Annotated in this window: 26 protein-coding genes; all 26 read right to left on the bottom strand. The window is 49.0% G+C overall.

Annotated elements, in window-relative coordinates; translation table 11 throughout:
• Positions 1 to 9 precede the first annotated feature (9 nt).
• The 26 genes from mltG to B9Y55_RS00450 all read right to left on the bottom strand — a co-directional run bounded on the left by mltG (position 10) and on the right by B9Y55_RS00450 (position 24,704).
• The gene (gene mltG / locus B9Y55_RS00325) at positions 10 to 999 is read right to left on the bottom strand and encodes an endolytic transglycosylase MltG (protein WP_085543366.1); all 990 of its coding nucleotides are present in this window, start codon (positions 997 to 999) and stop codon (positions 10 to 12) included.
• Positions 1,000 to 1,011: 12 nt separating this feature from the next.
• A complete protein-coding gene (queA, locus tag B9Y55_RS00330) occupies positions 1,012 to 2,046 on the bottom strand; it encodes a tRNA preQ1(34) S-adenosylmethionine ribosyltransferase-isomerase QueA (protein ID WP_085543367.1) in 1,035 nt (344 codons plus the stop codon).
• An 18-nt stretch (positions 2,047 to 2,064) separates the two neighbouring features.
• Entirely contained in the window at positions 2,065 to 3,411 is a 1,347-nt protein-coding gene (locus tag B9Y55_RS00335; protein ID WP_085543368.1) for a SpoIID/LytB domain-containing protein, read from the bottom strand.
• A gap of 113 nt (positions 3,412 to 3,524) precedes the next feature.
• Positions 3,525 to 4,565, bottom strand: a complete 1,041-nt coding sequence (gene ruvB, locus B9Y55_RS00340; RefSeq protein WP_085543369.1) for a Holliday junction branch migration DNA helicase RuvB — start codon at positions 4,563 to 4,565, stop codon at positions 3,525 to 3,527.
• 14 nt (positions 4,566 to 4,579) lie between these two features.
• Positions 4,580 to 5,185 carry a Holliday junction branch migration protein RuvA gene (gene ruvA / locus B9Y55_RS00345; protein ID WP_085543370.1) on the bottom strand — a complete coding sequence of 202 codons (606 nt, stop codon included), beginning with the start codon at positions 5,183 to 5,185 and terminating at the stop codon, positions 4,580 to 4,582.
• A gap of 134 nt (positions 5,186 to 5,319) precedes the next feature.
• On the bottom strand, positions 5,320 to 5,817 hold the full coding sequence (ruvC, locus tag B9Y55_RS00350) for a crossover junction endodeoxyribonuclease RuvC (protein WP_327078423.1): 498 nt from the start codon (positions 5,815 to 5,817) through the stop codon (positions 5,320 to 5,322).
• On the bottom strand, positions 5,810 to 6,556 hold the full coding sequence (locus tag B9Y55_RS00355) for a YebC/PmpR family DNA-binding transcriptional regulator (RefSeq protein WP_085543371.1): 747 nt from the start codon (positions 6,554 to 6,556) through the stop codon (positions 5,810 to 5,812). The genes ruvC and B9Y55_RS00355 overlap by 8 nt, the downstream gene beginning before the upstream one ends.
• Before the next feature lie 21 nt (positions 6,557 to 6,577).
• Entirely contained in the window at positions 6,578 to 7,306 is a 729-nt protein-coding gene (gene nadE, locus B9Y55_RS00360) for an NAD(+) synthase (RefSeq protein WP_085543372.1), read from the bottom strand.
• A gap of 123 nt (positions 7,307 to 7,429) precedes the next feature.
• Positions 7,430 to 8,374, bottom strand: a complete 945-nt coding sequence (gene argF / locus B9Y55_RS00365; RefSeq protein WP_085543373.1) for an ornithine carbamoyltransferase — start codon at positions 8,372 to 8,374, stop codon at positions 7,430 to 7,432.
• Between the two features lie 91 nt (positions 8,375 to 8,465).
• A complete protein-coding gene (gene ispG / locus B9Y55_RS00370) occupies positions 8,466 to 9,524 on the bottom strand; it encodes a flavodoxin-dependent (E)-4-hydroxy-3-methylbut-2-enyl-diphosphate synthase (protein ID WP_085543374.1) in 1,059 nt (352 codons plus the stop codon).
• Between the two features lie 22 nt (positions 9,525 to 9,546).
• Positions 9,547 to 10,575, bottom strand: a complete 1,029-nt coding sequence (gene rseP / locus B9Y55_RS00375; protein ID WP_234986058.1) for an RIP metalloprotease RseP — start codon at positions 10,573 to 10,575, stop codon at positions 9,547 to 9,549.
• 3 nt (positions 10,576 to 10,578) lie between these two features.
• Positions 10,579 to 11,736: a 1-deoxy-D-xylulose-5-phosphate reductoisomerase gene (locus B9Y55_RS00380; protein WP_085543376.1), complete on the bottom strand. Its 1,158-nt coding sequence runs from the start codon at positions 11,734 to 11,736 to the stop codon at positions 10,579 to 10,581.
• Complete coding sequence (locus tag B9Y55_RS00385; protein ID WP_085543377.1) at positions 11,733 to 12,560, bottom strand: phosphatidate cytidylyltransferase; 828 nt, start codon at positions 12,558 to 12,560, stop codon at positions 11,733 to 11,735. The genes B9Y55_RS00380 and B9Y55_RS00385 overlap by 4 nt, the downstream gene beginning before the upstream one ends.
• Entirely contained in the window at positions 12,544 to 13,242 is a 699-nt protein-coding gene (gene uppS, locus B9Y55_RS00390) for a polyprenyl diphosphate synthase (RefSeq protein ID WP_085543378.1), read from the bottom strand. The genes B9Y55_RS00385 and uppS overlap by 17 nt, the downstream gene beginning before the upstream one ends.
• Positions 13,239 to 13,856, bottom strand: coding sequence for a uracil-DNA glycosylase (locus tag B9Y55_RS00395; protein ID WP_085543379.1), 618 nt, complete (start codon positions 13,854 to 13,856; stop codon positions 13,239 to 13,241). The genes uppS and B9Y55_RS00395 overlap by 4 nt, the downstream gene beginning before the upstream one ends.
• A complete protein-coding gene (locus B9Y55_RS00400) occupies positions 13,840 to 14,676 on the bottom strand; it encodes a hypothetical protein (protein WP_085543380.1) in 837 nt (278 codons plus the stop codon). The genes B9Y55_RS00395 and B9Y55_RS00400 overlap by 17 nt, the downstream gene beginning before the upstream one ends.
• A 21-nt stretch (positions 14,677 to 14,697) precedes the next feature.
• Entirely contained in the window at positions 14,698 to 15,966 is a 1,269-nt protein-coding gene (gene murA / locus B9Y55_RS00405) for a UDP-N-acetylglucosamine 1-carboxyvinyltransferase (RefSeq protein WP_085543381.1), read from the bottom strand.
• A 71-nt stretch (positions 15,967 to 16,037) separates the two neighbouring features.
• Positions 16,038 to 16,919 (bottom strand): glycosyltransferase family 4 protein, encoded by an 882-nt coding sequence (locus B9Y55_RS00410; RefSeq protein ID WP_085543382.1) that lies wholly within the window; start codon positions 16,917 to 16,919, stop codon positions 16,038 to 16,040.
• A gap of 12 nt (positions 16,920 to 16,931) precedes the next feature.
• The gene (upp, locus tag B9Y55_RS00415) at positions 16,932 to 18,026 is read right to left on the bottom strand and encodes a uracil phosphoribosyltransferase (protein ID WP_085543383.1); all 1,095 of its coding nucleotides are present in this window, start codon (positions 18,024 to 18,026) and stop codon (positions 16,932 to 16,934) included.
• Positions 18,027 to 18,051: 25 nt separating this feature from the next.
• Positions 18,052 to 19,173: a sodium ion-translocating decarboxylase subunit beta gene (locus B9Y55_RS00420; RefSeq protein WP_085543384.1), complete on the bottom strand. Its 1,122-nt coding sequence runs from the start codon at positions 19,171 to 19,173 to the stop codon at positions 18,052 to 18,054.
• A 16-nt stretch (positions 19,174 to 19,189) separates the two neighbouring features.
• On the bottom strand, positions 19,190 to 19,603 hold the full coding sequence (locus B9Y55_RS00425; protein WP_085543385.1) for a biotin/lipoyl-containing protein: 414 nt from the start codon (positions 19,601 to 19,603) through the stop codon (positions 19,190 to 19,192).
• 23 nt (positions 19,604 to 19,626) lie between these two features.
• On the bottom strand, positions 19,627 to 20,028 hold the full coding sequence (locus tag B9Y55_RS00430) for an OadG family protein (protein ID WP_085543386.1): 402 nt from the start codon (positions 20,026 to 20,028) through the stop codon (positions 19,627 to 19,629).
• A gap of 16 nt (positions 20,029 to 20,044) precedes the next feature.
• The gene (locus tag B9Y55_RS00435) at positions 20,045 to 21,604 is read right to left on the bottom strand and encodes an acyl-CoA carboxylase subunit beta (protein WP_085543387.1); all 1,560 of its coding nucleotides are present in this window, start codon (positions 21,602 to 21,604) and stop codon (positions 20,045 to 20,047) included.
• A gap of 12 nt (positions 21,605 to 21,616) precedes the next feature.
• A complete protein-coding gene (meaB, locus tag B9Y55_RS00440; RefSeq protein WP_085543388.1) occupies positions 21,617 to 22,570 on the bottom strand; it encodes a methylmalonyl Co-A mutase-associated GTPase MeaB in 954 nt (317 codons plus the stop codon).
• 7 nt (positions 22,571 to 22,577) lie between these two features.
• Positions 22,578 to 22,991, bottom strand: a complete 414-nt coding sequence (locus B9Y55_RS00445; protein ID WP_085543389.1) for a cobalamin B12-binding domain-containing protein — start codon at positions 22,989 to 22,991, stop codon at positions 22,578 to 22,580.
• A gap of 30 nt (positions 22,992 to 23,021) precedes the next feature.
• Positions 23,022 to 24,704, bottom strand: a complete 1,683-nt coding sequence (locus tag B9Y55_RS00450) for an acyl-CoA mutase large subunit family protein (protein WP_085543390.1) — start codon at positions 24,702 to 24,704, stop codon at positions 23,022 to 23,024.
• Between the last annotated feature and the right edge of the window lie 14 nt (positions 24,705 to 24,718).

The raw sequence follows: 24,718 nt of genomic DNA on the forward strand, positions 1-24,718 counted from the left end.
AGAAAAAAGTTAATTTCCTCTGATCGATTTAATAGCTTTAAGATGTTCTTTATAGCTTTTAGTAAAAACATGTCCACCGGTGCCATCGGCAACGTAGTAGAGATAGGAATGGCTATCAGGAGAGAGAGCGGCTTTCCAGGACGTAAGAGAAGGGATACATATGGGAGCAGGGGGAAGTCCTTTAAACCTGTAGGTATTATATGGACTATCTACTTTTAGGTCATCGTGCATAACCCTTCGGAGGTCCCGCCCTTTGAGTTTCCAGGAATAAACCACCGTTGCATCTATCTGCAAAAGCATTCCCTTATCAAGCCTATTATAAATAACTCCAGCTATTTTAGGTTTTTCGTCATCCTTAAAAGACTCCATTTCAACTAAAGAAGCCACGATAGCCTTTTTAAAAGCGTCTTCGGAGGAAATAAAACTACTACCTAAAGATTTCCACCATTCGTTAGAGGCCTGTACTACTAGATCTTTAGGGTTATTTCTAGGAAGATGGTAGGTCTCAGGCAGCAAAAAAACCGATCTTACGGAACTTTCCTCTGGAAGGATAGATAGCATATCCCTAGGCCATAGATTATCTTCCGCCAAGGCAGTTGTGCTACTATCCTGTGAAAGAGCATTGACAGGGAAATATCGGTTTAGGTCCGTCCCTGGTATGATCGTCACCACAAAACTGTCGGGGTTTTTCCCCATCATCTGACGAACGACTTTCCAGCTGGGCCCCGGAGATAGCCGATATATTCCAGGCTTCAGCTTTCTGTCCAGCCCACTTTGAACCATAAACATTATCAGGTTGTCCCTGTCGACCGCTAGACCTAGGTCAACCATATAATCGGCGACCGATCTTACGCTTTGGCCGGGAAGGACGGTTAATTTTACAGGCTCGCCTTCAGGGTAAAAAGGCATTATAAAAATATCCTTCCATGTGCTTGAGGGAAAATATATCGCTAGTCCTATCACAAGGATAGAAGTCAGGATAAAAAATACTTTTTTCATGATTATCCACCCTTAAAGTATGAGCATAGCGTCTCCAAAGGAGAAAAACCTGTACTCCTCCGAGACCGCCTCTTTGTAAGCGGACATGGTAAATTCGTATCCAGCGAAAGCGGATACAAGCATAAGCAAAGTGCTCTGAGGAAGATGGAAATTGGTTACCATTCCATCGATAACTTGAAACGAATAACCAGGGTAGATGAATAAAGAGGTATCTGTATCACCGTGTTTCAATATACCCTCTCTATACATACTCTCTAAAGTCCTGACGGAGGTTGTCCCTACAGCTATAACTCTCCTGCCTTCTTTTTTGGCTTTATTGATCGCCGCTGCGGTGGCCTCCGGTACTCTACAACGTTCTAGATGCATAGGGTGCTCTCTCAGGTCCTCCTCTTTAACTGGCCTAAAAGTCCCAAGTCCTACGTCCAGAGTTACGTCTACGATCTCTACACCTTTGAGCCTTATACTCTCTATCAGAGAGTCGGTAAAATGAAGCCCTGCGGTAGGAGCAGCTGCAGATGTGGCCTCTTTGGCAAACACTGTCTGATAGGATTCATCTGGGGCAGTAGATGAGTTAATATAGGGCGGCAGAGGGATGGAACCAAGCCTATCCATAAGATCCATTACGTCGGTTCCTGGAGGGAAAGAGAGGGCTCTGAGACCATCGTCCCTGACGCTTTCGACCTTGATCTTCGTTCCGTCGGAGAGCGACACCGATGTACCGGGCTTTAAACGCCTTCCCGGTCTAACCATGGCTTCCCAGGTGTCCGTCGACAGAGGGGACAAGAGCAGTATTTCAACCTCCGAAGCCATACCAGGTTTAAAGCCTATCAACCTCGAGGGCATGACCTTTGTGTTATTTCTAACTAACAGATCCCCAGGGACGAGGTAATCTAGTAGATTACAAAATCGCCTATGTTCGATAGCCCCATCTTTTTTAGATAGAAAAAGCAATCTAGAGCAATCTCTAGGTACTACAGGATTCTGGGCTATAAGTTTTTCAGGAAGACTGTAGTTATAGGTCGAAACCCTGTAAAATTTTTCATCCATAAAAAAGAGCCTCCAGATTTATTTACGAATAGCGATAGATGTTCCAGGGTAATAGTGAGCTAAGATCCTCTCCGCAGACCACCCAGAAGAAGCCAATGCCATAGCTCCCCATTGGGATAGCCCTACCCCATGCCCCCAGCCCTTCCCCTCGAGGATAAATCCGCCACCAGAAGCGGGCTTCCTTTCGGCTATAACCGGCGTTTGAGGCTGTAAAGGTGCCTTTCCCTGGGCCTTTTGAATAAAATATCTTTTTTTAGATGGGTCCATCAACATAGCTATTAATTCATCGGAGGAAAAAGCTCCCTGTTTTGTAAGCATCATCAGGAGCCTCTCTTCCGCCGGTGAAAGGATGTCACTTAAGTTAGGACGATTGGGAGCGGGCTTTAGAGGCTCTGAAGTCGGCAAAGACGCCGACCCTCTAAGCGTAAAGCTCGTGCTTTTCACCAAAGAACCTCCTAGAGCTTCTCTAAATTTATGGGCTCTGATCTTTATTCTTCCGCTGGTCCCAAGTACCTCCATATCGAGAACCCTGCCAGAGCCATCCCTGGAGAGAACGGAGATAGACGTCGCAGTTCCGATATTTTGACCAATACGTGCTAATGCTGTGCCTATCTGACTGCCGGTAAGGGAAGCCGTCCATTTTGAGTGAGGAGAGGATGAAGAGACGGGATCGGAAACGGAGACGAGATAAGGTAGGTCTCCTCCCCAGACGTCTTTAGCCGCGGCGGTAATGCCTCCGCTATCGGAGTGAAACAGGGTTTTCGCTAAACTACCTTTATAGGTCAACACCTTGCCTTTAGTTTCGGAGATAGCCTTATCGATCGCCCTATCGTGGGCGTTGATACCTCTGTAAACCTGACAGTGCTGTGTGGCACAGACGTCAAAGCCGTCCGACCCATGCCGCCCCATTTGATTCAGTGCGTATGTTCTCGATATTATGGCCTGAGCCTTGAGGGACTCTTTCGGCCACCCAGGGTTTACCTCCATCTTTAGCACGCCTCTAAGGTAACTCTCGACATCTATGACATTTACGACAAAAAGCCTGCCTCTTGAAAGAGTTACCTTAAAAAAACCAAGATAGGGCCTCTTGTTATACACGATTGGAGATGAGGATCGAATCTGCAAAGGAGGTGTAAACGCTTTACCGGAGACGATAACCGATTTTCCCGATACTGAGAATTTAAGATTCTTTCCTGATATTCTAGCCCCTTTTTTGTCGGTCATGGTCATAGTAGATGAGGAGGAAAGCTCTCCAAAGGAGAGGTTTACACCGATCCCTACGTTTATCTCCGAGGCCTCCAGACCGGATCCGAGAAAGGCTATTAGAAAGGACATCGCTATAAATTTTAGGATAACAGTCTTCATGTGTTTATGGCCATCGATTACCTGTAACTATAGGTCAAGGTAGAAGACAGCCTTCCTCCCGTCCGTAATCGTTTTGTCGAAACTGAGCTGGTCGCTCCGACTTATTCTTTAGATTATTGTCCGCACGTCCCTTTATCTATAGGGATCGATATCTGTTCGCCATGGTTGTCGCATTTTCGTCCTAGATAAGAGTAGGTTCGAGACGTCGCCTTTCTGCCTCTAGGAGTCCTCTCCAGCAGTCCAAGCTGAAGAAGATAGGGCTCGTATATGTCCTCCACAGTCTGTGGCTCTTCGTTTAAAGCGGCAGCGATAGTGGACAGTCCAACTGGGCCACCGTCAAAAAGGTCAACTATTCCCTCCAGAATTTTACGATCCCCATCGTCGAGTCCCATCTCATCCAGTCCCAGCATATCCATAGCTTCTTGAGCCAGTTTCTCGGTTATCCTTCCGTTGCCAGATACCTCCGCAACGTCTCTGACCCTGCGGAGTATTCTCAAGGCTATTCTAGGAGTGCCTCTGGAACGATCGGCAATTCTAAAGGAAGCCTCCAGGTCTATCTCCACCTTTAACACCGAACAACCTCTGATCACGATGGAGGACAGGTCCTCTCTGCCGTAAAGGGCAAGTTGTTCTACTATGCCAAAACGGTCTCTCAAAGGAGAGGTAAGAAGACCTAGTCTGGTAGTCGCTCCTACAAGGGTAAACCTAGGCAGAGGTAGACAGATATTCCTGGCCAAAGGGCCTTTGCCGACCATTATATGGAGCACAAAGTCCTCCATAGCGGAGTACAGAACCTCTTCGATGCTGCTGTTAAGCCTATGGATCTCGTCTATAAAAAGGACGTCATTGTCCTGTAGATTAGACAGCAACGCCGCAAGATCTCCGGTCTTCTCCAAAGCTGGGCCGGTGGTTATTCTTAAATCTCCCCCCATCTCCCTGGCGATTATCCCCGCTAAAGTGGTTTTGCCCAGGCCAGGAGGACCGTAAAAAAGACAATGATCAAGAGGCTCTGTCCTGTTCTTAGCTGCTTGTATGTAAATTTTAAGTTTGTTTTTTATAGGAGTCTGCCCTGTAAAGTCTTCAAGGGTAGCGGGCCTGAGTGATAGATCGTCATCTCTATTCGATGTATCCACAAGTCTATCTAACTCTTCCACTAAATATCCCTCCTTTAAACCTTACGGTTGAGCCTTTTAAGGGCCAACATAATAAGGTCTTCAACCCCCAGGCCCTCTATAGATCCTCTCTCTCTGGACAAAGAGGAAAGAACCTCAGACCCTTCCTGTCTACTGAACCCCAGAGATTCCAGGGCATCTATAACGGTCGAAGAATTGGGAATCGAGCTTGACGTAGGAAGCTCAACAGGACGAGGAAGATTTAGGGACATCTTCTCCTGAAGCTCAAAACAAATTCTCTCTGCTGTTTTTTTACCTATCCCCGGAGCTTTAGTTAAAGACCCATAGTCGCCTAAAGATATGGCCTGGACTACCTCTTCCGCCGAGATTCCCTGAAGAATTTGGAGAGCCATCTTACCGCCGATTCCCTTGACGGATGTCAATCTCAAAAACACCGCTTTCTCAAGATCATCAGCGAAGCCAAAAAGACTAGCTCCCGCCTCGGAAAACTGAAGATGGGAGAAAAGCCCCAGCTCTTTGCCGATTGAACAATTCGCTGAGGCCTTACGGGTAAGTTGGATCTCAAAACCAAGTCCCCAGACATCTATAATGGCTTTAAAATTATCGATATCTGCCACTACTCCTCTTATTTTCGCCAGCATAAGAGCGTTACCTCCTTTTGGGCATCCCTAATTTAGACGACGTCCTGTCGCCCCATTCGCACTATACGACGGCTCAAAGGGGCTTCGTCGGAGCGATCTCTCCGAGGGTGAGCGTTTTTAGAGGTTCCATTTTGTTAGATAGTCCCAGGGCCCTTGGATATCGCCAAGCCTGCCATAGCGATAGCTAAGGCGTCAGCGGCGTCATCGGGACGAGGAATCTCCTTCAACCCAAGCAGAAGCTGTATCATTCTCTGGACCTGACTTTTTTCAGCCCTGCCGTTTCCACAAACCGTCATCTTAGCCTCTGAGGGTTTGGGCTCTACAACAGGGAGATTATTTTGAGCGGCTATCAGTAGAACTACCCCTCTGGCTTGCCAGACGTTTTCCGCCGTAGTGGTGTTTTTTCCGAAAAAGAGTTTTTCAACGGACATAAAAGCAGGGGAGCAGCTTTCAATCTGCTCCCTCAGTCCGTTATAAAGTAATTCTAGTCTTTTAGGAACAGCCATATTAGGCGGAGTTTCTATACATCCGTAAGAGACGGATATGTAACGGCTTCTCGACTTTTCGATAACGCCATACCCCATCCTTCCTATGCCTGGGTCGATGCCAAGGCATCGTATAGGATCAGTCAATTTCGTCCATTATCTCCTGAGAGATATCAAAGTTAGAGGCTACGCTCTGGACATCATCGTGACTTTCGATCATATCCATCAACTTAAGGATTTTCTTCGCCTTGTCGGGATTTGACACTACGACGGTGGTTTTAGGGACCATCTGACTTTCTGCGTTCTCTATACCGTAACCTCTCGCCTCTAGAGCCTCTTTTACATCGTTAAGGTCGGACGGGTTTGTATAGACCACAAATCCATCGTCTCTTTCAACGTCTTCCGCACCGCACTCGAGGGCAGCCTCCATAAGTTCCTCTTCATCGAGATTATCTCCCGATAGGTTGATAACCCCTCTACGCTCGAACATCCAACTAACGCTGCCGGTTGCGCCTAACGAACCGCCACTACGATCGAGGAGCACCCTTATCTCGGGGGTGGTTCTATTTTTGTTGTCCGTCAGACACTCTATTATAACAGCCACACCGTCAGGACCGTATCCCTCGTAGACCAGCTCCTCATAGACGGCGCCCTCAATCTCACCGGTGCCTCTTTTTATCGCCCTATCTATGTTGTTGGCGGGAACACTGGCGGCCTTAGCTCTATCTAACGCGGCTTTTAATCTCACGTTAGTGGAAGGGTCTCCGCCTCCCTCCTTTGCTGCGATGATAATAGCTTTAACTAGCTTCTGAAAAAGATTTCCCCTTTTCGCATCTTGAGCAGCTTTTCGATGTTTGATATTAGCCCATTTTGAATGTCCAGACATAAAAATCACCTCATATAAAGATTAAAAAAGTTCACAAATAGGAGGTATCTCCCTTTTATGCTTAGTTGAATTGAACCTTGTCTGTATTTCGTTCGTTTTATCCCCATCGGTTTGCCCTATTATGAAGTTATCTATTTGATCGTAAGACAATCCCATTTCGATCTCATCGGTCTGGCCCTCCCAGAGACCAGCGGAAGGAGCTTTTTCTACGATCACCGAAGGTATGTCGAGATATTCTGCTACATCTCGGACCTCCGATTTAGTGAGGTCGCCTAGAGGAAGCAAGTCAACCCCGGAGTCTCCGTGTTTGGTGAAATAACCTACCGTAAGCTCCGCCTTATTGCCTGTACCACAGACCAGATAACCGTGGCTCTGAGCAAAGGCGTAAAGGGTAGTCATCCTGAGCCGAGGTTTTATGTTGGCTACCGCTAAGCTATCAGTCCTTAGTTTTACCGCCTTGACCAGAGAATCGTAGGTCTCCGACAGGTCGACTAGGGCCCAGGGAAGATCAAATTTTTCTATTAGCAGATCGGCGTGGAGGTTATCCTCCTCTATGCTGTGGCAGGGCATCTTTATAGCCAGCATATTCTCACCGAAAACCCTGCGAAGGAGAACAGCCACAACGGCCGAATCGATTCCACCGCTTAAGCCGACCACACCACCGCAGGAGGAAGACTCCAGTGTCTTTTGTCTGATCCAATTCTCTATGAGAAACACTATTTCCTCTGGTGACTTGCGAGATTTAATCATTGCGCTCCCTCCTTACCCTAAAGGCGAGGCTATTGTACCACAAGCTCGAGTCTATCAACGAGCTATGGGAGAGAGGCTAGCCTCTCTCCCATAGGGGATAATTTTTTTATTTTTTTATTTTGACTATTTCCCTAAAGTAGCTACCATAACTGCCTTTATGGTGTGAAGCCTGTTTTCCGCCTCGTCGAAGACAAGGGAACGTGAGGATTCAAAGACGTCCTCCGTAACCTCCTGTCCTTTGTTTGCAGGAAGACAGTGGAGGAAGATGGTCTCGGGATTGCCGGTAGCGTTCATCAGATCTTGATTGACCTGATAGGGCATAAGGAGGTTCTTTCTCTCCTCCACTTTATCCTCTTCGCCCATAGAGACCCACACGTCGGTGTAGATAGCGTCGGCGTCTTTCACTGCTTTCTTTGGATCGCTCTCAAGGACTATCTGGGAACCGGTCTCTGAAGCGATAGCCCTGACCTCATCCATAAGAGATTCTTCGGGGAAGAGGTTCTCAGGAGCACATATGGTGCAGTGCATCCCCATCTTGGCAGAGCCGATCATCAAGGAATTCGCCATGTTGTTTCTGCCGTCGCCGATGTAGACCAATTTGAGCCCTCTAAGCTTGCCAAAAGCCTCCTGGATAGTAAGGAAGTCGGCGAGTATCTGGGTTGGATGATAGTCGTCGGTCAGTCCATTCCACACCGGGACACCGCTGTGTTTAGCCAGATCTTCGACTAACTTCTGGCTAAATCCCCTAAACTGGATTCCGTCAAACATTCTACCTAAAACCCTGGCAGTGTCCTGTACGTCCTCCTTTTTACCCAGGTGGATATCGTTTTTACCGAGGAACTCCGGGTGAGCTCCCTCGTCGATGCAGGCGACTGTAAACGCACATCTGGTCCTGGTGGAGGCTTTTTCAAAGATGAGGGCGACGTTTTTACCTTCAAGAAGGTCTCCCTTTACTCCAGCCCTTTTTTTCCTCTTAAGATCCATGGAAAGATCGAGAAGATAAGCTATTTCTCTGCTGGTGAAGTCCTTCAGTGTCAGAAAACTACGTCCTCTAAGGTTGATTGCCATTACAAGAACACTCCCTTCGATATTTTTGTGTCTGATCGCTGGATAAAAACGGTGCAAACATAGGAAAGCCTAAACACAGCCCTTTATCCTCCTATGATTTTAGACGATATGGCTCAAGAAGTAAACTCATTCCTTTTACAAGTTCAGATAAAGGTCGCCTATCGACAACCTCGCCCTTTTTAAAGAAGATTGCCTCCGAGTAGGAGCCTGCCACACCTACATCAGCGTGACGGGCCTCCTGAGGTCCGTTGACCTCGCACCCCATTATGGCCACCTTGAATCCATCGGGAAGTCCCTCAAGAAGGGGCCTTATTTCAGGTAGAACCGCCACTACGTCGAGCTTTTTTCTACCGCAGGTAGGACAGGATATTATCTCTGCCCCTCTTTGACGCAGCCCCAGGGATTTTAGTATCTCGAAACCAGCGGCTACCTCGATTTCCGGGTTATCGCTGAGGCTCACCCTTATGGTGTCCCCTATCCCCATGGAGAGAAGTATCCCCAAGCCTACGGAGCTTTTTGATACACCTGCGATGCCAGATCCAGATTCGGTGATTCCAATATGAAAGGGATAGATTTTTCCGTATTTATCGAATAAAATTTTATTCGCAGCGACGGTCTCCCTTACGTCGGTGGACTTTGCGGATAAAAGAATATCCTGGAAGCCTCTGTCCTCAAGGGCCCTCAGCTGTTCTTCTACAGCTAGTGCCAACGCAGCTGGACGGTCTCCACCAGCCTCCTTGAGTTGCCGTGGACTTACAGAACCGCTGTTAGCGCCTATCCTTATGACGACCCCCTCGTCTTTGGACATAGCTATCAATCGATCTAGTTTTTCAGGCGATCCCATGTTACCGGGATTGATCCTTATAGCTCGACATCCGGCGGCAATAGCTGCTTCAGCAAGGGATGGGTCGAAGTGGATATCCGCCATTACGGAAACAGGGCTATCTTTAACTAACCTGCTAAAGTTTTCCTGGTCCGAAGCGGAGGGGAAAGCAACTCGAACTAACTCACAGCCCGATCTCGCAAGATCGTCAAGTTGCTTCATACCCTCCTCCAGTCTGCAAAGAGGTACCTTGAGCATGCTTTCGACCCGAACAGGAGAGTTTCCTCCTATGGAAACAGAGCCTACCAATAAAGATCTATTTCTCACGCTACACCCCCCTGTCTAAAAATCACAGCAACTTCATAACGTCTTGCCAGGTTATGAAAAGGATTAACCCTATCAAAAGGACAAATCCAGCGAAATGGATATACCCCTCTATGGCCTGCGACAATCTTTTACCTGTAACTATCTCTCCCAGGATAAAGATAATTCTACCTCCGTCGAGAGCAGGGAAGGGGAATAAGTTTATAATTCCCAGATTAAGACTTATTATAGCGAGAAAGGATATAAAGGGCCAGAGACCTTGTTTAGCGGCATCCCCTGCCATGGAGGCTATCCCGATCGGGCCAGAGACGTCAACCTCGGTTTTCCCAAAAATCCATTCACCTATTCCTTTTATCATAGCAGTAGACATGTGAAACGTATAACTCATAGATTGGTTTATGGCTTTTAGAGGTGAGTATCTTATCCTGCCAGGCTGGATGCCTAAAAGGGGAAATCCTGTTACAGGATCATCGGTGATCTCAACGTTCATATTGATTTCCCGACCTTCTCTCAGGATAATCAAGGCAAGAGGATCGTCTAGAGGGCTATTCCTTATGGCCTGAGCCATAGAGGACCAGTCGGAGACCGACTCCCCGTTAACGGAGATAATTACATCTCCCGGCCGAATTCCAGCTAAATCGGAGGGATATCCCGCCATTATCGATCCTACCGTAGGGGTCTCCATGTTTAAAACTCCCTGTCCCCCAAGTAGTAAGGCGGTCAGCAGAAACGCTAAAAAGACGTTTGAAGCTGGCCCTGCGATAAGGACCGAAAGCCTGGCCCAAGGTGATTTTTCGTTAAATCCCATTCCTGGACAGGAGACTTCCTGAGATTCCTCTTCCTCCATGCCCGCTAGCCTGACAAATCCCCCGATAGGAAAGAGCCTCACAGACCAGATATTTCTTTTGCCCTTTTTACTGAAAATCACAGGCCCCATACCGAAGGCAAATTCATGAACCTGTATTCCCATAGCTATCGCGGTACGGTAGTGGCCGTATTCATGGATGACCACACATACGGCAATTATGAGCACAAACGATAATATCGATACCATAATCTACCCCCTATTAGAACATAAGGAATCGGCGATATCCCTTGACCACTGTAGGATATCCAGTTCTTCCTCGAGACTATGGGCGGAATTTCCGCTAAAAGAGTCGATTACCTCTGAAATTATCCTAGGGATATCCATAAAGCCGATCCTTCCCTTCAAGAAAGCGCTTACTGCGATTTCATCGGCTCCGACAAGCACGGTAGGATAGCTCCCTCCCTCTTTAGCTACCTCCAGGGCGGTGTAATATCCAGGATAACGGTCTTTTTCCGGCACATCAAATGAGAAGACCGCACCGTTCATGTCTATATTATCCAAAGACAGAGAAGCCAAGGGCAGCCTATCGGGATAGGATAAAGCGGTCATAGCGGACATCCTCATATCCGGTGGAGCTATAAGCATCTTTATATTGCCGTCTATAAAACGGACAAAGCCATGGGCGGAGGATCCTGGATGGATATAGGCGGATACCTTTTGGTGGGGAAGGGAGAATAATCTCATCGCCTCAATTATCTCTATTCCTTTGTTTATCATCGTCGCACTATCAACGCTTATTTTCTGTCCCATGCTCCACACGGGATGACTTACGGCCATCTCAGGGGTTACAGAGGGAAGTCGATCCAGAGCCGTTAGCCTAAAGGGGCCTCCTGAGGCGGTTAGAGCGATGTGGTCTATATAGTCTACGTTTTCCCCAATCAGACATTGCCATACAGCGTTATGCTCGCTGTCCAGGGGACGTATCTGTCCAGGTTTACTGTAGGGCAACACCCAGCTTCCTGAGACCACTATGCTCTCTTTATTGGCTAGGGAGACCGTTTTGCCCGCTTTCAGTGCTGCAAGTAGAGCGGGAATAGCCTCGGTGCCCGAGGATACGAAGGCAACGTGGTCCACCTCCTCGGAACATACCATGTCTATTAATCCCTCGTCCCCGTGAAGCCCTACGGTTCCCAAAGGGAGACTGATGGATCTGAGTTTAGAGCGATCTCGCAAAACAACTATAGAGGGCAAAAATTCGTTAGCCAGTCTCTCCAATCCCTCGGCGTTATCTCTGGCCGCCATCCCGGTCAAAGCAAAACGATCTCGATAGATACGGCAAACGTCTACAACCGAACGACCGACACTCCCTGTACATCCTACAACCGCTACCCTTATAGGCGAGGTCATCTCCAAAGCACCTCAAATATAAAGTAAATTATTGTGAGGCTAACTAGGACGCTGTCAAAGCGATCAAGCATACCACCATGGCCGGGCAGGATATTTCCGCTATCCTTTACCCCAACTTCTCTCTTAAAGATGGATTCAGCTAAATCGCCAAGCTGCCCAGCGACGCCACAAACTAACCCTATAACCAGAATGGGAAAAGGGGGAAATTCCCTTACATAGGCGACAACAGCGGCGGCTAAGAAACTGCCAGCTACCCCACTGTAAAAGCCTTCCCAGGTTTTTTTGGGGCTAACTTGATCACAAAGACGATGTTTACCCCAGCGACTTCCGACCAGGTAAGCGAATACATCGCAACTCCAAGTACAGAAGAACACCGAAAGAAGGACTATCTTCCCTATCGGACTGTTTCTGAGGTATATAGAAAAACACCAAGGTAAAATAATGTATACCAACCCTGCGACCACCCCAGCACCGTTTTCGATGGCTGTGCTAAATCCCACGGACTGCCTTCTTATCAACTCGACGAAAAGTGTCACAAAAAAAACAAGGGCAAGACCTGCGAGAATGTTTTTCTCCTGAGCCCCAAGGAATCCCACAAAGGACATGAAAAACATCCCCGCCAGGAGCCCTATCCCTTTGGAGAGCTTTAGCCTTTTACTGGATATCCTGTAAAACTCCAGCAGCGATACCATTCCAAAGATTGTGGCCAATACGGACCATACGAGGCCTCCATAGTCCACCGCCATAACTATAATTGATACCAGTATAATGCCTGAAACCGATCTCTTTAATAGCTCTCTTCCCTTCTTATCGGAGACTGCCATATCGTCTATCCCTCGTCTCAAAGCTTTCAATCGCCCTATCGAGCATTACTGGACTAAAATCGGGCCACAAGGTATCGGTAAAGTAAAACTCGCTGTAGCTGCTCTGCCACAACCAGAAATTACTTAAGCGAAGCTCTCCACTGGTCCTGATTATCAAATCAGGATCGGGGAGATCAGGTAAATACATCTTGCCCCGAAGGGAAACTTCGTCTACTGGTTTTCCGGGATTTTCCCGTATAAAGTCGTTAACCGAATCCAGTATCTCCTGACGCCCTCCGTAGTTAAAGCAAGCGATAAGATCAAGGGATGAACAGTTTCTGGTCTTAGCCTCCGCATTATCCATCGCTTGGACGACAAAATCCGGAAGGCCCTCCCTTCTCCCGGCAAAACGTACCCGGATATCCTCTCGCATTAGATCTTTCAGCTTTTTCCTAGCGTAGTAACCGAAGAGCTTCATCAATCCGGTTACCTCCATAGACGGCCTAGTCCAGTTTTCGCTTGAAAATGCGTACACCGATAGATGTCTTATTCCTCTATCCTTAGCTGCATAGACCAAGTTTTCCAGGGTTTTAACCCCTGCCCTATGGCCTAAAAGCCTTGGAAGGCCCCTCTTTTTCGCCCAGCGGCCGTTGCCATCCATGATAATAGCGATATGACCTATGACTTGTTTTTCCCTATTCATCTCAGACCCCTTGCCTTCGCTATATCTAAACGTCTCTTGACCTCCTGAATATCCAGCCAGGTAAGTGCCTTAGGACCGTCCTTTTGACGGGATTCGTTTCTAAGGAGATAGCTAGGATGAAACATAGGCATCACATCTATACCTCGCCACACAAACCATCGTCCTCTAAGCTTAGTTATCCCCTCAGTTGAACCTAAGATCCATTTTGACGGGGTGTTACCAAGGCAAACGATAATTTCAGGATTTATCACAGCAATCTGGGCTTCCAGAAATTTTTGGCAAAGTACAATTTCCTCTATGCTGGGAGCTCTGTTGCCAGGAGGACGGCACTTTACGATGTTAGAGATATAAACTTCCTCTCTAGATATCCCCGCAGCCTTCATGATTTTATCCAAAAGTTGTCCTGCTTTACCTACAAAAGGTTTGCCCTGGGCATCTTCTTCTGCTCCTGGACCTTCACCAACGAACATAAGGGCCGCATCTAACGGCCCCTCTCCTAGTACTGAATTGGCTCTATCGACGTGAAGGGCGCATCTTTCGCATTTTGCGACCTCCTCGTTTATCTTAGAAACTAAAAAAGATCTGAGGTTCTCTTTTTTATCCGCTAGATTCAAGTTTTATCACCTTTTCAATCGAGACGTCTACCTTACTGACGTCTAGGCCACACAAAAACTCCACCGTTAATTTGACCCTTTTAGATATCTCTTTAGCTGCGACAAGCAAAGACGCCGGTCCTAGATAGAGGACCAATGTCATTGAAACCTCGACCGTACTGCCCATATCTTTGACCTGTAGATCGGAAAGAGAGCTAACCTGACGGTGGTTGGTGATGGCGTGACGACTTATCTCAATTACCGCTTCTGCCTCTATTTTTATATCACCAAAGAAGCTAAATGGGGGCCTTACTATGGTTTTTTCGTAATTATCCTTTAGACGCAATAGGTTACGAAGGCGACCAACTAGCTTGCCGGTATAGTTTTTTCTTATTTGGGCTTGAGATACCGGTATTACGTGCTGTTTTTTATGTTTTCTTTCGTATTGAGCTTTAGCTATTTCCTCAGGAGAAGCTACCTCGGATATATTGACAAAAGATTCTGGTTCAGATAAGCCAAGGGCACGACAAATTTTCTCCGCCATGCCGATGGAGGTCGCTATTACCATTAGAGAGCAAGGAGAATGGTTTTTTAAAAAATCCACCACCTCTGCCCTATGGTCAGGGAACAAAAACATGGCTCTTCGTATTGCCCTAACCATATTTTTTTCGGTTTTAGCGCTTTTCCCCGCTACGATTCTTCCCCTTGCGATAACCAGACCGTCATCGATGATGTAGTCTATATCTCTCTGTCTTGCCACAAACTGAGCACGAAGACTCTTGCCGGTACCAGCAGGCCCGACGAAGGCGATAACCCTTATACCGTCAAGTAAGACAGACATAGCGACCTCCAGATATTAAACTTAATCTTCCCCTTCAAACCTCTTGACCTGTGCTCCTAGGGAGGAAAGAACTCCCTCTATGCACTCGTATCCTCTATCCACGTGACTCATCGAATGAACGACCGTCTCCCCTTCCGTAGCAAGCCCAGCTAGAACCAGGGCTGCTCCAGCCCTCAGATCGGTGGCAACTACGTCGGCACAGTTGAGCTTTGACGCCCCGCTGATTATGGCTGTGTTGCCCTGAAGCTCTATGTTAGCTCCCATCTTCTTCAGTTCGCTAGCATGAAGGAAACGAGATTCAAATATGCTTTCCTTTATGACGCTAGTACCCTCAGCTAGACAGAGGACGGACATCAACTGTGGCTGGACATCGGTAGGGAATCCAGGATATGGAAGGGTTTTCATGGATATCGCCTTAAGTTTATCCCTGGAAGGGAAGACCGTAACCTTTCCATCTTTCGACTCGATATCCACCGAGGCTTCCTCTAGTTTTGCCAACAGAGAGTCAAAGTGTTGAGGAATTACGTCGTTGACGGTGACGTTGCCGTCGGTAATAACACCGGCCAGAAGATACGTACAGGCGGCAATCCTATCTGGAATTATTCTCACCGAAGCGTCGTTTAACTCGGAACGTCCCTTTATCCTGAGGACCCCCGTACCTTCTCCGTCGATCTCCGCTCCCATAGATCTGAGACAATCGACTAAGTTCACGATCTCCGGCTCTCTTGCCGCGTTTTCAAGCACCGTCTCCCCTTTAGCCAAAACCGCCGCCATAAGGAGGTTTTCCGTCGCTCCTACCGAGGGGAAATCCAGGTATATCCTACATCCAGAGAGGCCTTTGGTAGTAGCGTGAACCGCCCCGTGAACCAAGTCTATAGTAGCGCCCATTTTAACTAGACCCTTTAGGTGGAGATCTATAGGTCTACTGCCGATAGAACAACCACCGGGCAACGGTAAAACCGCCCTTCCCTGCCTGGCGAGAAGAGGACCTAAAACCAAAGAAGAGGCCCTCATCTTCTGTACTAAAGCTCCGGGAGTTTCGGAAGAAAGTTGATCTCCGATCTTTATGGAAATCCTGTTTCCCTGGAAATTCACTGTAGCTCCTAAGACTCTAAGCAAATCGGACATCGTAGATATATCTTTGAGATTCGGAACGTTATCCAACTCAAGGGTGGCGTCTCTCAACAGCAAAGATGCGGCCATAACTGGAAGAGCAGCGTTTTTAGAACCTTGAGCTTTTATCTCTCCCCTGAGGGGCTTTCCTCCGACTACTTTTAGCATTTCATCCATGGTACCACTCCTAGATAAATTGTTTATATAGGTAGAGGGCTAGACAAGCCTTCCAGAGGATTATATCAGCTTCAGGTAGAAAGGGAGATGGAAAAGCCACACCATAAAAGGAATCCTTGAGCAAATATAAGGATGACAAGAACTTTCCCCTCGGAAAACCCTCTGTCCAGTAGCCTGTGGTGGACATGTCCCCTATCAGGGGAAAATGGGGATTTACCGGCTATGAGACGCCTAACAATGGTCGTTAGGGTGTCCGCTACAGGAACACCTCCCAGCAAGATCAATGTTACAGCGATTTTAACGACGTTAGGAGACATACTGGGCTCAACAGACCACATCATCATAGTGGAGACGACAAAACCCAGCAGATAAACCCCTCCATCTCCTAAAAAGGTATGGGCCTTCGGAAAATTCCAGGGCAGTATCCCTAGACATAAGGCGATAAGGGGAAGTATAAGATTTAGACTACCGTCAGCACAACCTACGGCAAAAAGGGCTAGCATAGCCATAGAAAGGGAAAGCCCGTTCATCCCATCTATAAGGTTATAGGCATTGGTACATCCAGCTATCCATAACAGGTAGACCAAAGACAACAGAGGAGATAAATGGAGGGGAATCACGACAAGACTGGCTGCCAGAAGGTGAACGAATAACCTTATTTTAGGTTTCAGAGGGGACATGTCGTCAAGATATCCTACAAAAAACACCATTGAGGCTCCTGTGGCTAGGAACGCAAATTCCCGGCCATCAGGCACAAACAACAGGGACCAAAGAAGATATCCCATCCATACAACCAAGCCAGCTCCCCTAGGAACTGGCTGGCTGTGACCCTTTCGGGGCGATGGCTGATCTAAAATGCCAAATCGCCCCGAAAGCTTGATCGATATAGGCGTCAAGAAATATCCCCACATAAGGAGGAAAGACGCCATTAAAAGTGACTTTAGCTCTAACACCTATTTCCGTCCTTACTTTGTCCCGAAAAGCCGATCTCCGGCGTCTCCTAGACCAGGGACTATATAGCCATGATCGTTAAGATGGCTGTCAAGAGCAGCGCAGTATATATTGACATCTGGATGGTCTCGGTGGATCTTTTCAACCCCTTCAGGGGCAGCGACCAGACAAACCAAGGAGATTCTGACAGCCCCTCTTTTCTTAACCATATCTATAGCAGCAGAGGCGGATCCACCGGTGGCCAGCATAGGATCAAGGACGAATATCTCCCTATCCTCTATGTCTCCAGGTAGCTTACAGTAATACTCCACCGGCTCAAGGGTTTCAGGATCCCTGTAAAGACCTACAAAGCCCACCTTGGCGTTTGGAATGAGGTTTATTATCCCATCCACCATCCCTATACCTGCTCTAAGTATAGGCACTATAGCCAGCTTTTTACCGGCAAGAGCGTAGGATTTGGTCTTTGCTACAGGAGTCTCTATGTCGATCATCTCCAGAGGAAGATCTCTGGTTATCTCGTAAACCATGAGGCTTGAGATCTCCTGGACAAGCTCTCTGAATTCCTTTACTGAGGTTTTTGCGTCCCTTATCATGCTTACTTTGTGCTGAACCAGAGGGTGGTCGAATATGACCACCTCGCCTCGCTTTTGACCGAAGTGCTGGGACAGACCGTGCTCGTAAGCCCTTATTTTCTGGGTCCTCTTGAGATGGCGATCTCCTTCAAACTCCGTTGACATCCAGACCCTGACTATCTCAAGAGCCAGATCAGGATCACCGGATCTCTCGCCGAGAGCCAGAAGGTTAGAGTTATTGTGTTTTCTGCTCATCTCGCCATCGGAGACCGATCTACAGAGGGCACAATAGGCACCGGGGACTTTGTTGGCTGCGATAGACATACCGATACCGCTGCCACATACCAATATTCCACGATCCGCCTCTCCCGATGCGACGGTTTTAGCTACCTGTAGAGCGACGTCAGGGTAATCACAGGATACCTCGGATGTATCGGTCCCAAAGTCAACCACATCTATCGAATCGGCCCTTAAAAAGGCCACAATTTTTTCCTTCAGAGCGAAACCGGCGTGATCTGAACCTATAGCTAATCTCAAAGCCATATCACCTCTCTAGACATGGTTAACTCAAAAGGGTCAACATCACAGAAGCGGCCACAGCGGTACCGATAACCCCTGCGACGTTCGGTCCCATAGCGTGCATGAGGAGGAAGTTCCCTGGATTTTCCTTCTGAGAGACGCTCTGAACGACTCTTGCGGCCATAGGAACAGCGGAGACACCGGCAGCACCGATCATAGGGTTGATCTTCCCGCCACTCATGGTCTTCATAAGCTGTCCGAAGAGAACTCCTCCTACGGTGCTGGCTACGAAGGCGACAAGACCTAAGCCTATGATCTTTATGGTGGCTGGGGTCAGAAAATCCCCGGCGTTCATAGTAGCTCCGACGGAAAGACCTAGGAAGACCGTAGTAATGTTCAGGATCTCGTTCTGCGCCGCCTGGCTCAGCCTTTCGGTGACACCACACTCCCTGATAAGGTTTCCGAACATAAGGATACCTATAAGAGGAACGGACATAGGAAGAAGCAGTCCCGCTGCAACTGTGCAAACTATGGGGAACAGGATCTTCTCCGTCTTGCTTACAGGTCTGAGACCGTCCATTCTGATGGCTCTATCCGCTTTAGTGGTGAACATCTTTATTATAGGTGGCTGGATAAGGGGAACCAGCGACATATAGCTGTAGGCCGCCACAGCCACAGCTCCCAGTATCTGAGGTGCCATCTTCATGGTCAAGTAGATGCTGGTAGGACCGTCAGCACCACCGATAATGGCGATAGACGCCGCCTCTTTGACCGAGAAACCCATCATCATAGCCCCGAAAAGAGCTATAAAAACCCCAAACTGTGCGGCGGCACCGAGGAGAAATGTGATGGGGTTAGCCATAAGAGGGGCGAAGTCGGTGAGAGCACCGATGCCCATGAAGATTATTACCGGGTATATCTCGTGTTCGGTGCCGAAAAAAACGTACCTTAAAAATCCACCCTGATCCATAATCCCCGAAAGAGGGAGGTTGACCAATACACAACCAAAGGCTATCGGCACCAGCAGTAGGGGTTCGAAGTTTTTTACGATGGCCAGATACAGGAAGGTAAAGGCCACCAGGAGCATGACGACATTGCCCCAGGTCAACGCAGCGAATCCGGACTCGCCAAAGACCTTCGCCAGCGACTGAAGATACAGCTCCATGGCCCTCGCCTCTCCGTTAGCCGATCACGGCAAGGACGTCGCCGCTGTTTACCGTCGCGCCCTCTTTCGCTGCCATCTGGGTTATGGTCCCACCGCAGGGGGCTACGATCTCGTTCTCCATTTTCATGGCCTCAAGGATCATTATGACGTCACCAGCGGATACGGACGTACCCTGAGAGGCGATCACCCTGAGAACCTTTCCAGGCATAGGAGCGGTCACCGATTCACCACCACCACCACCAGCGGCGGGGGCAGGGGCAGGAGCAGGAGCGGCCTTAGGGGCGGGGGCAGCAGGCTTCGGTGCAGGGGCGGAAGCAGGAGCGGAAGGCGCTGCCGCTACAGGAGCGGCAACCTGCTCCCCTGCTCCAAGACTCTCAACCTCAACATCATAGGCGGTTCCGTTTACCGTTACTCTGTATTTATCCGACATGATAAAATCCATCCTCCTGTATATTAGCTACGCCCACCGATATTCCACGGTGAGCGGTCCAGACCCTCTAATCCCTCAAAGCGCCCCCAGCTGGTCCAGCTGTCCAAGCTTCCCTCTGTCTGAGGCTTTACGCTTAAAATCCTGAAACCTCCGCCAATTTTAGCGACAAGAGCCCCTGTTATAGCCGCAACTATCTCGTCTGAAACTCCTGAGCTGGACGATATAGGCTGAGTCGCCGGGGTAGCCGGATTTTTTTTAGTCACCGCCGTCGAGGGCTTAGGGGCGGAAGACCCTAATTTAGCCTCGACGACAAACCTGATCCCGTATATTATGGCGGTTAACCCCAGAAGGACCATAAAGACTATGCTGAAAGCGATAAAAGATAGGGAAATCGCTCCCCCTGCTCCCTCAAAAACACCGTTCATATCAAGGCCTCGTTTCCTAGTGAGGCATTACGCCGTGTTTTTTCCGAGGAGGCGATTTACGCTTTGTCCTGTTGGACTGAAGGGCTAAGATAATCTCCTGTCGAGTTTCCTCCGGGAGGATTACTTTATCGACCAATCCTCTGCTGGCGGCCTGGTAGGGGTTGGCGAAGGCCACCTCGTACTCGTCGATTTTCTTCTGCCTCATAGCCTGCTGATCCTCCGCAGCGGCGATCTCTTTGCGGAAGATGATGTTGGCTGCACCCTCTGCACCCATAACGGCTATCTGGGCCTGAGGCCACGCCAAGACGGTGTCTGCACCTAAGGATTTAGCACACATACCCAGGTATGCTCCTCCGTAGGCCTTGCGAAGCACGACGGAGATAAGGGGAACGGTAGCCTCACTGTAGGCGTACAGGAGCTTCGCTCCGTGGCGAATGATTCCGCCCCATTCCTGACTCTTTCCAGGCAGGTAGCCGGGAACGTCGATCAACGTAACTATAGGGATGTTGAAAGCGTCGCAGTGCCGTATAAACCTGCTGGCCTTGTCTGAGTTGTCTATGTCAAGACAACCAGCCATGTTGTTGGCCTGGTTGGCCACGATACCGACGGACTGACCACCGAAAGATGCGTAGCCTATCACTACGTTTCTAGCCCACATAGGCTGAACCTCTACGAACTTGCCGTCGTCGACTATTTTGGAGATAACGTCCCTGACGTCGTAAGCCTTGTTGGGGTTTGTGGGGACGATATTTCTCAGATCCAGCTCCGCCCTGTTGGGGCTGTCGGAGGTCTTTTTTAAAGGAGCGTCACACATGTTATTGCTGGGAAGAAAGCCGAGAACCTCCCTGATCTGGTTGAAGCACTGGGTCTCGTCGTCGGCGAAGAAGTGGGCGTTTCCGGAGCGGCTGTTGTGGGTCATAGCCCCACCGAGCTCCTCACTGGTGACCTCTTCCCCGGTTACGGCCTTTATGACCGCAGGTCCGGTTATATGCATAATTCCGGTCTTGTTCACCATAAAGATGTAGTCCGTAAGAGCAGGGCTATACACAGCTCCACCGGCGGTGGGTCCTACGATAACCGAGATCTGAGGGACAACACCGCTGGCCTGGGTGTTTTTATAAAAAATCTCGCCGTACCCGTTAAGGGAGTCGACGGCCTCCTGAATTCTGGCGCCACCGCTATCGTTTATACCGACCACAGGGGCCCCATTCTGAAGGGCTAGATCCATGACCTTACAGATTTTTTTGGCGTGCATCTCCCCGAGAGAGCCTCCGAGTACGGTGAAGTCCTGGCTGAAAACGTAGACTTTACGTCCCTCGACGGTACCCCATCCAGTAACCACACCGTCTCCGGGGAAAACCGATTTTTCCATCCCGAAGTTGTGGCAACGATGCTCTACGTATTCGTCTATTTCGACAAAAGATCCCTTGTCGAGAAGCAGGTCTATTCTCTCCCTGGCGGTGAGTTTGCCCTTTTCTTTCTGCTTGGCGATAGCCTTCTCTCCGCCGCCCAGACTTACCTGTTTTCTCTTTTCCAGGAGCCCGTTACACAGCTCGTCGATTGACTTGATTGCCATTCCCTTTCCCTCCTAAACTAATTGACCGGACCGAATTTTGGTTAAAGCACCGTTCAAAACATCCTGCGCTACGCTGTAAGGATCGGTCTCCCTGTTATACAGCTCCTCTATGATTCGTCCCTCCCGTCGCTCTTCCCACGCGGACTCGGTGATCTTCGCGATACGGCGACGAACAATCTCCTCCACCTCCCACTGAAGCCTCTTTCTGAGTCGATCAGCCCCCTCCTCAGAGCTTCTCATGTGTTTTAGATGATCCTCTATAATAGACTGAAGCTCATCAAGCCCACTACCGGTGGCTGCGGAAGTCATATGAACAGGCTGAGTCCAGCCTTCTCCGGTATGGAACATCTTTATCATAAGGCGAACCTCTGCGGCAACCTTGTCGGCTCCCTCTCGATCCGCCTTGTTGATGACAAAAAGGTCAGCGATCTCCATTATACCAGCCTTCATTATCTGCATATCGTCGCCCATCCCTGGGACGAGAACCAGACACACAGTATCGGCTATCCTGACTATATCTATCTCCGACTGTCCTACCCCTACGGTCTCTATAATAACCACATCTTTACCGCAGGCGTCTAAGACTAGGGCTCCCTCGTAGGTGGTCTTGCTAAGACCACCTAGAGAGCCTCTGCTGCCCATGCTCCTTATGTAGACACCGGGATCACCGCTATGTTCCTGCATTCTGATTCTATCCGCAAGGATCGCTCCTCCACTGAAAGGACTGGATGGGTCTACAGCTATAACCCCGACGGTCTTGCCCTGTCGGCGGAGGGTCCCGATCATCTTGTTAACCAAGGAGCTCTTTCCCGATCCTGGACTTCCTGTTACCCCTATAATATGAGCTTTGCCTGTATGAGGGTATATAGATCTCATTATCTCTTCGGATCGAGATGTCTCGTTCTCTACCTCCGATATGAGCCTGGCTATGGCTCTGACATCACCGGACAGGGCTTTGTCTATCATAACGGAGTTACTCTGCTTTTCTCTTCTCTGCTACGGCGTTCTCCAGCCAGCTGACGCAGGTGCTAGTAGGAGTACCTGGACCAAAGATCGCCCCTGCTCCCATTTCGACCAGCCCGGGTATCTCTGACTCTGGGATAACCCCTCCGCCAAAGACGATGATATCTCCCGCATCCCTTGAGGCAAGCCCGTCTATTATAGCCTTAAAGTAATGGTGGTGAGCACCGGAAAGGATGCTAATCCCTATTGCGTCCACATCCTCCTGTATTGCGGTGTCCACTATCTGATCCACCGTCTGCCTGAGACCGGTATAGATTACTTCCATACCTGCGTCTCTGAGAGCTCTGGCTATGACCTTAGCCCCTCTATCGTGCCCGTCAAGACCTGGTTTTGCCACTACAACCCTTATTTTACGATCGCTCATGTAACAGTCTCCCCCCAACTGAATAGCGTCCTAAAGGACGATGTTTTCCTTGTACTCGCCGAACTCTTCCCTGAGAACCCCGCAAATCTCTCCCTCGGTGGTGTAGCACCTTACCGCATCCAGTATGGAGGGCATCAAGTTAGCGGTTTCATCCTTAGCGACCTCTCTGATAGAGCTAAGTGCGTTGGTGACGGCGATATTGTCCCTCTTCTCCCTGAGCTCCTTGAGTTTTCTGGCCTGGTTGGTTCCCACCGATTCGTCGACCTTAAGGAGCTGGAGAGAACCAGCCTCCTCCTCCACGGTGAATTTGTTGACCCCTACGACGACTCTGTCGTTATTCTCTATCGACAGCTGATAATCGTAAGCAGCATCCTGGATCTGCTTCTGGACGTAGCCCTTTTCTATCGCGGTCATCATGCCACCCATCTCGTCGATCTTTGAGATGTAGTCCATAGCCTGTGCCTCTATTTCGTTGGTGAGGCTCTCTATTGCGTAGGATCCGGCCATAGGATCGATAGTGTTACATACCCCAGACTCGTGGGCAATTATCTGCTGGGTCTTGAGAGCTATTCTTACGCTCTTCTCGGTAGGAAGGGCCAAGGCCTCGTCCATACTGTTGGTGTGGAGCGATTGGGTTCCTCCTAATACAGCGGCAAGAGCCTGAACCGTCACCCTGGCGATGTTGTTCTCCGGTTGCTGAGCGGTAAGGGTACAGCCTCCGGTCTGGGTGTGGAACCTGAGAGGAAGTGCCTTAGGATCGGTGACACCAAAGCGCTCTTTAAGGATTCTGGCCCAGAGTCTCCTCGCCGCACGGAACTTAGCTATCTCCTCGATAAAATCGTTGTGGGCGTTGAAGAAGAAGGAAAGCCTCTTACCGAAGACGTTAGGATCAAGACCAGCTTTGATAGCAGCCTCAACATAGGCTATACCGTCGGCTAAGGTGAAGGCTACCTCCTGCACAGCCGTGCTACCGGCTTCCCTGATATGGTATCCGGAAATCGAAATAGTATTCCATTTCGGCACATTTTTGCTGCAAAAATCGAAGATATTGGTTATAAGCCTCATCGATGGCTTAGGAGGAAATATGTAGGTTCCTCTAGCGATGTACTCTTTGAGGATATCGTTCTGTATGGTTCCAGAAAGCTGGTCCATAGCGACGCCCTGTTTCTCCGCTACGCCGATATACATAGCCAGCAAAACGGAGGAGGGTGCGTTAATCGTCATAGAGGTGGATACTTTATCGAGAGGAATACCGTCGAAAAGGATCTCCATGTCCGCCATACTGTCTATGGCGACACCGACCTTGCCCACCTCTCCTGCCGCCATGTGATGATCCGAGTCGTAACCGATCTGGGTAGGCAGATCGAAAGCCACCGAAAGCCCCATCGTTCCTTGATCGAGCAACATACGATATCGGCGGTTGGAGTCCTCAGCGGTAGCAAAACCGGCGTACTGACGCATCGTCCAAAAACGACCTCTGTACTGGGTCTCCTGAACGCCTCTGGTGTAGGGGAAAGATCCAGGGACACCTAGATCTTCGTTGTAGTTAACCCCCTCTATGTCCGTAGGCGTATAGAGACGTTTCAGAGGGATCCCTCCACCGGTGGTGAAGTTCTCTCTCCGTTCGGGACGCTTAGGCAGAGATTTCTCCACCGAAGCATCATAACTTTCCTTCAACTTTCTTACCTCTTCCAGAATCGCCTTATCAAACACTGTATTTCCCCCTT

Source organism: Dethiosulfovibrio salsuginis (genome assembly GCF_900177735.1).
GTDB classification, from domain to species: Bacteria; Synergistota; Synergistia; order Synergistales; family Dethiosulfovibrionaceae; genus Dethiosulfovibrio; species Dethiosulfovibrio salsuginis.

Coding starts and splice junctions, on each gene's coding strand:
- mltG (WP_085543366.1), bottom strand. CDS start 999: ATGAAAAAAGTATTTTTTATCCTGACTTCTATCCTTGTGATAGGACTA.
- queA (WP_085543367.1), bottom strand. CDS start 2,046: ATGGATGAAAAATTTTACAGGGTTTCGACCTATAACTACAGTCTTCCT.
- B9Y55_RS00335 (WP_085543368.1), bottom strand. CDS start 3,411: ATGAAGACTGTTATCCTAAAATTTATAGCGATGTCCTTTCTAATAGCC.
- ruvA (WP_085543370.1), bottom strand. CDS start 5,185: ATGCTGGCGAAAATAAGAGGAGTAGTGGCAGATATCGATAATTTTAAA.
- B9Y55_RS00355 (WP_085543371.1), bottom strand. CDS start 6,556: ATGTCTGGACATTCAAAATGGGCTAATATCAAACATCGAAAAGCTGCT.
- nadE (WP_085543372.1), bottom strand. CDS start 7,306: ATGATTAAATCTCGCAAGTCACCAGAGGAAATAGTGTTTCTCATAGAG.
- argF (WP_085543373.1), bottom strand. CDS start 8,374: ATGGCAATCAACCTTAGAGGACGTAGTTTTCTGACACTGAAGGACTTC.
- rseP (WP_234986058.1), bottom strand. CDS start 10,575: ATGGTATCGATATTATCGTTTGTGCTCATAATTGCCGTATGTGTGGTC.
- B9Y55_RS00380 (WP_085543376.1), bottom strand. CDS start 11,736: ATGACCTCGCCTATAAGGGTAGCGGTTGTAGGATGTACAGGGAGTGTC.
- B9Y55_RS00385 (WP_085543377.1), bottom strand. CDS start 12,560: ATGGCAGTCTCCGATAAGAAGGGAAGAGAGCTATTAAAGAGATCGGTT.
- uppS (WP_085543378.1), bottom strand. CDS start 13,242: ATGAATAGGGAAAAACAAGTCATAGGTCATATCGCTATTATCATGGAT.
- B9Y55_RS00400 (WP_085543380.1), bottom strand. CDS start 14,676: ATGTCTGTCTTACTTGACGGTATAAGGGTTATCGCCTTCGTCGGGCCT.
- murA (WP_085543381.1), bottom strand. CDS start 15,966: ATGGATGAAATGCTAAAAGTAGTCGGAGGAAAGCCCCTCAGGGGAGAG.
- B9Y55_RS00420 (WP_085543384.1), bottom strand. CDS start 19,173: ATGGAGCTGTATCTTCAGTCGCTGGCGAAGGTCTTTGGCGAGTCCGGA.
- B9Y55_RS00425 (WP_085543385.1), bottom strand. CDS start 19,603: ATGTCGGATAAATACAGAGTAACGGTAAACGGAACCGCCTATGATGTT.
- B9Y55_RS00430 (WP_085543386.1), bottom strand. CDS start 20,028: ATGAACGGTGTTTTTGAGGGAGCAGGGGGAGCGATTTCCCTATCTTTT.
- B9Y55_RS00435 (WP_085543387.1), bottom strand. CDS start 21,604: ATGGCAATCAAGTCAATCGACGAGCTGTGTAACGGGCTCCTGGAAAAG.
- meaB (WP_085543388.1), bottom strand. CDS start 22,570: ATGATAGACAAAGCCCTGTCCGGTGATGTCAGAGCCATAGCCAGGCTC.
- B9Y55_RS00445 (WP_085543389.1), bottom strand. CDS start 22,991: ATGAGCGATCGTAAAATAAGGGTTGTAGTGGCAAAACCAGGTCTTGAC.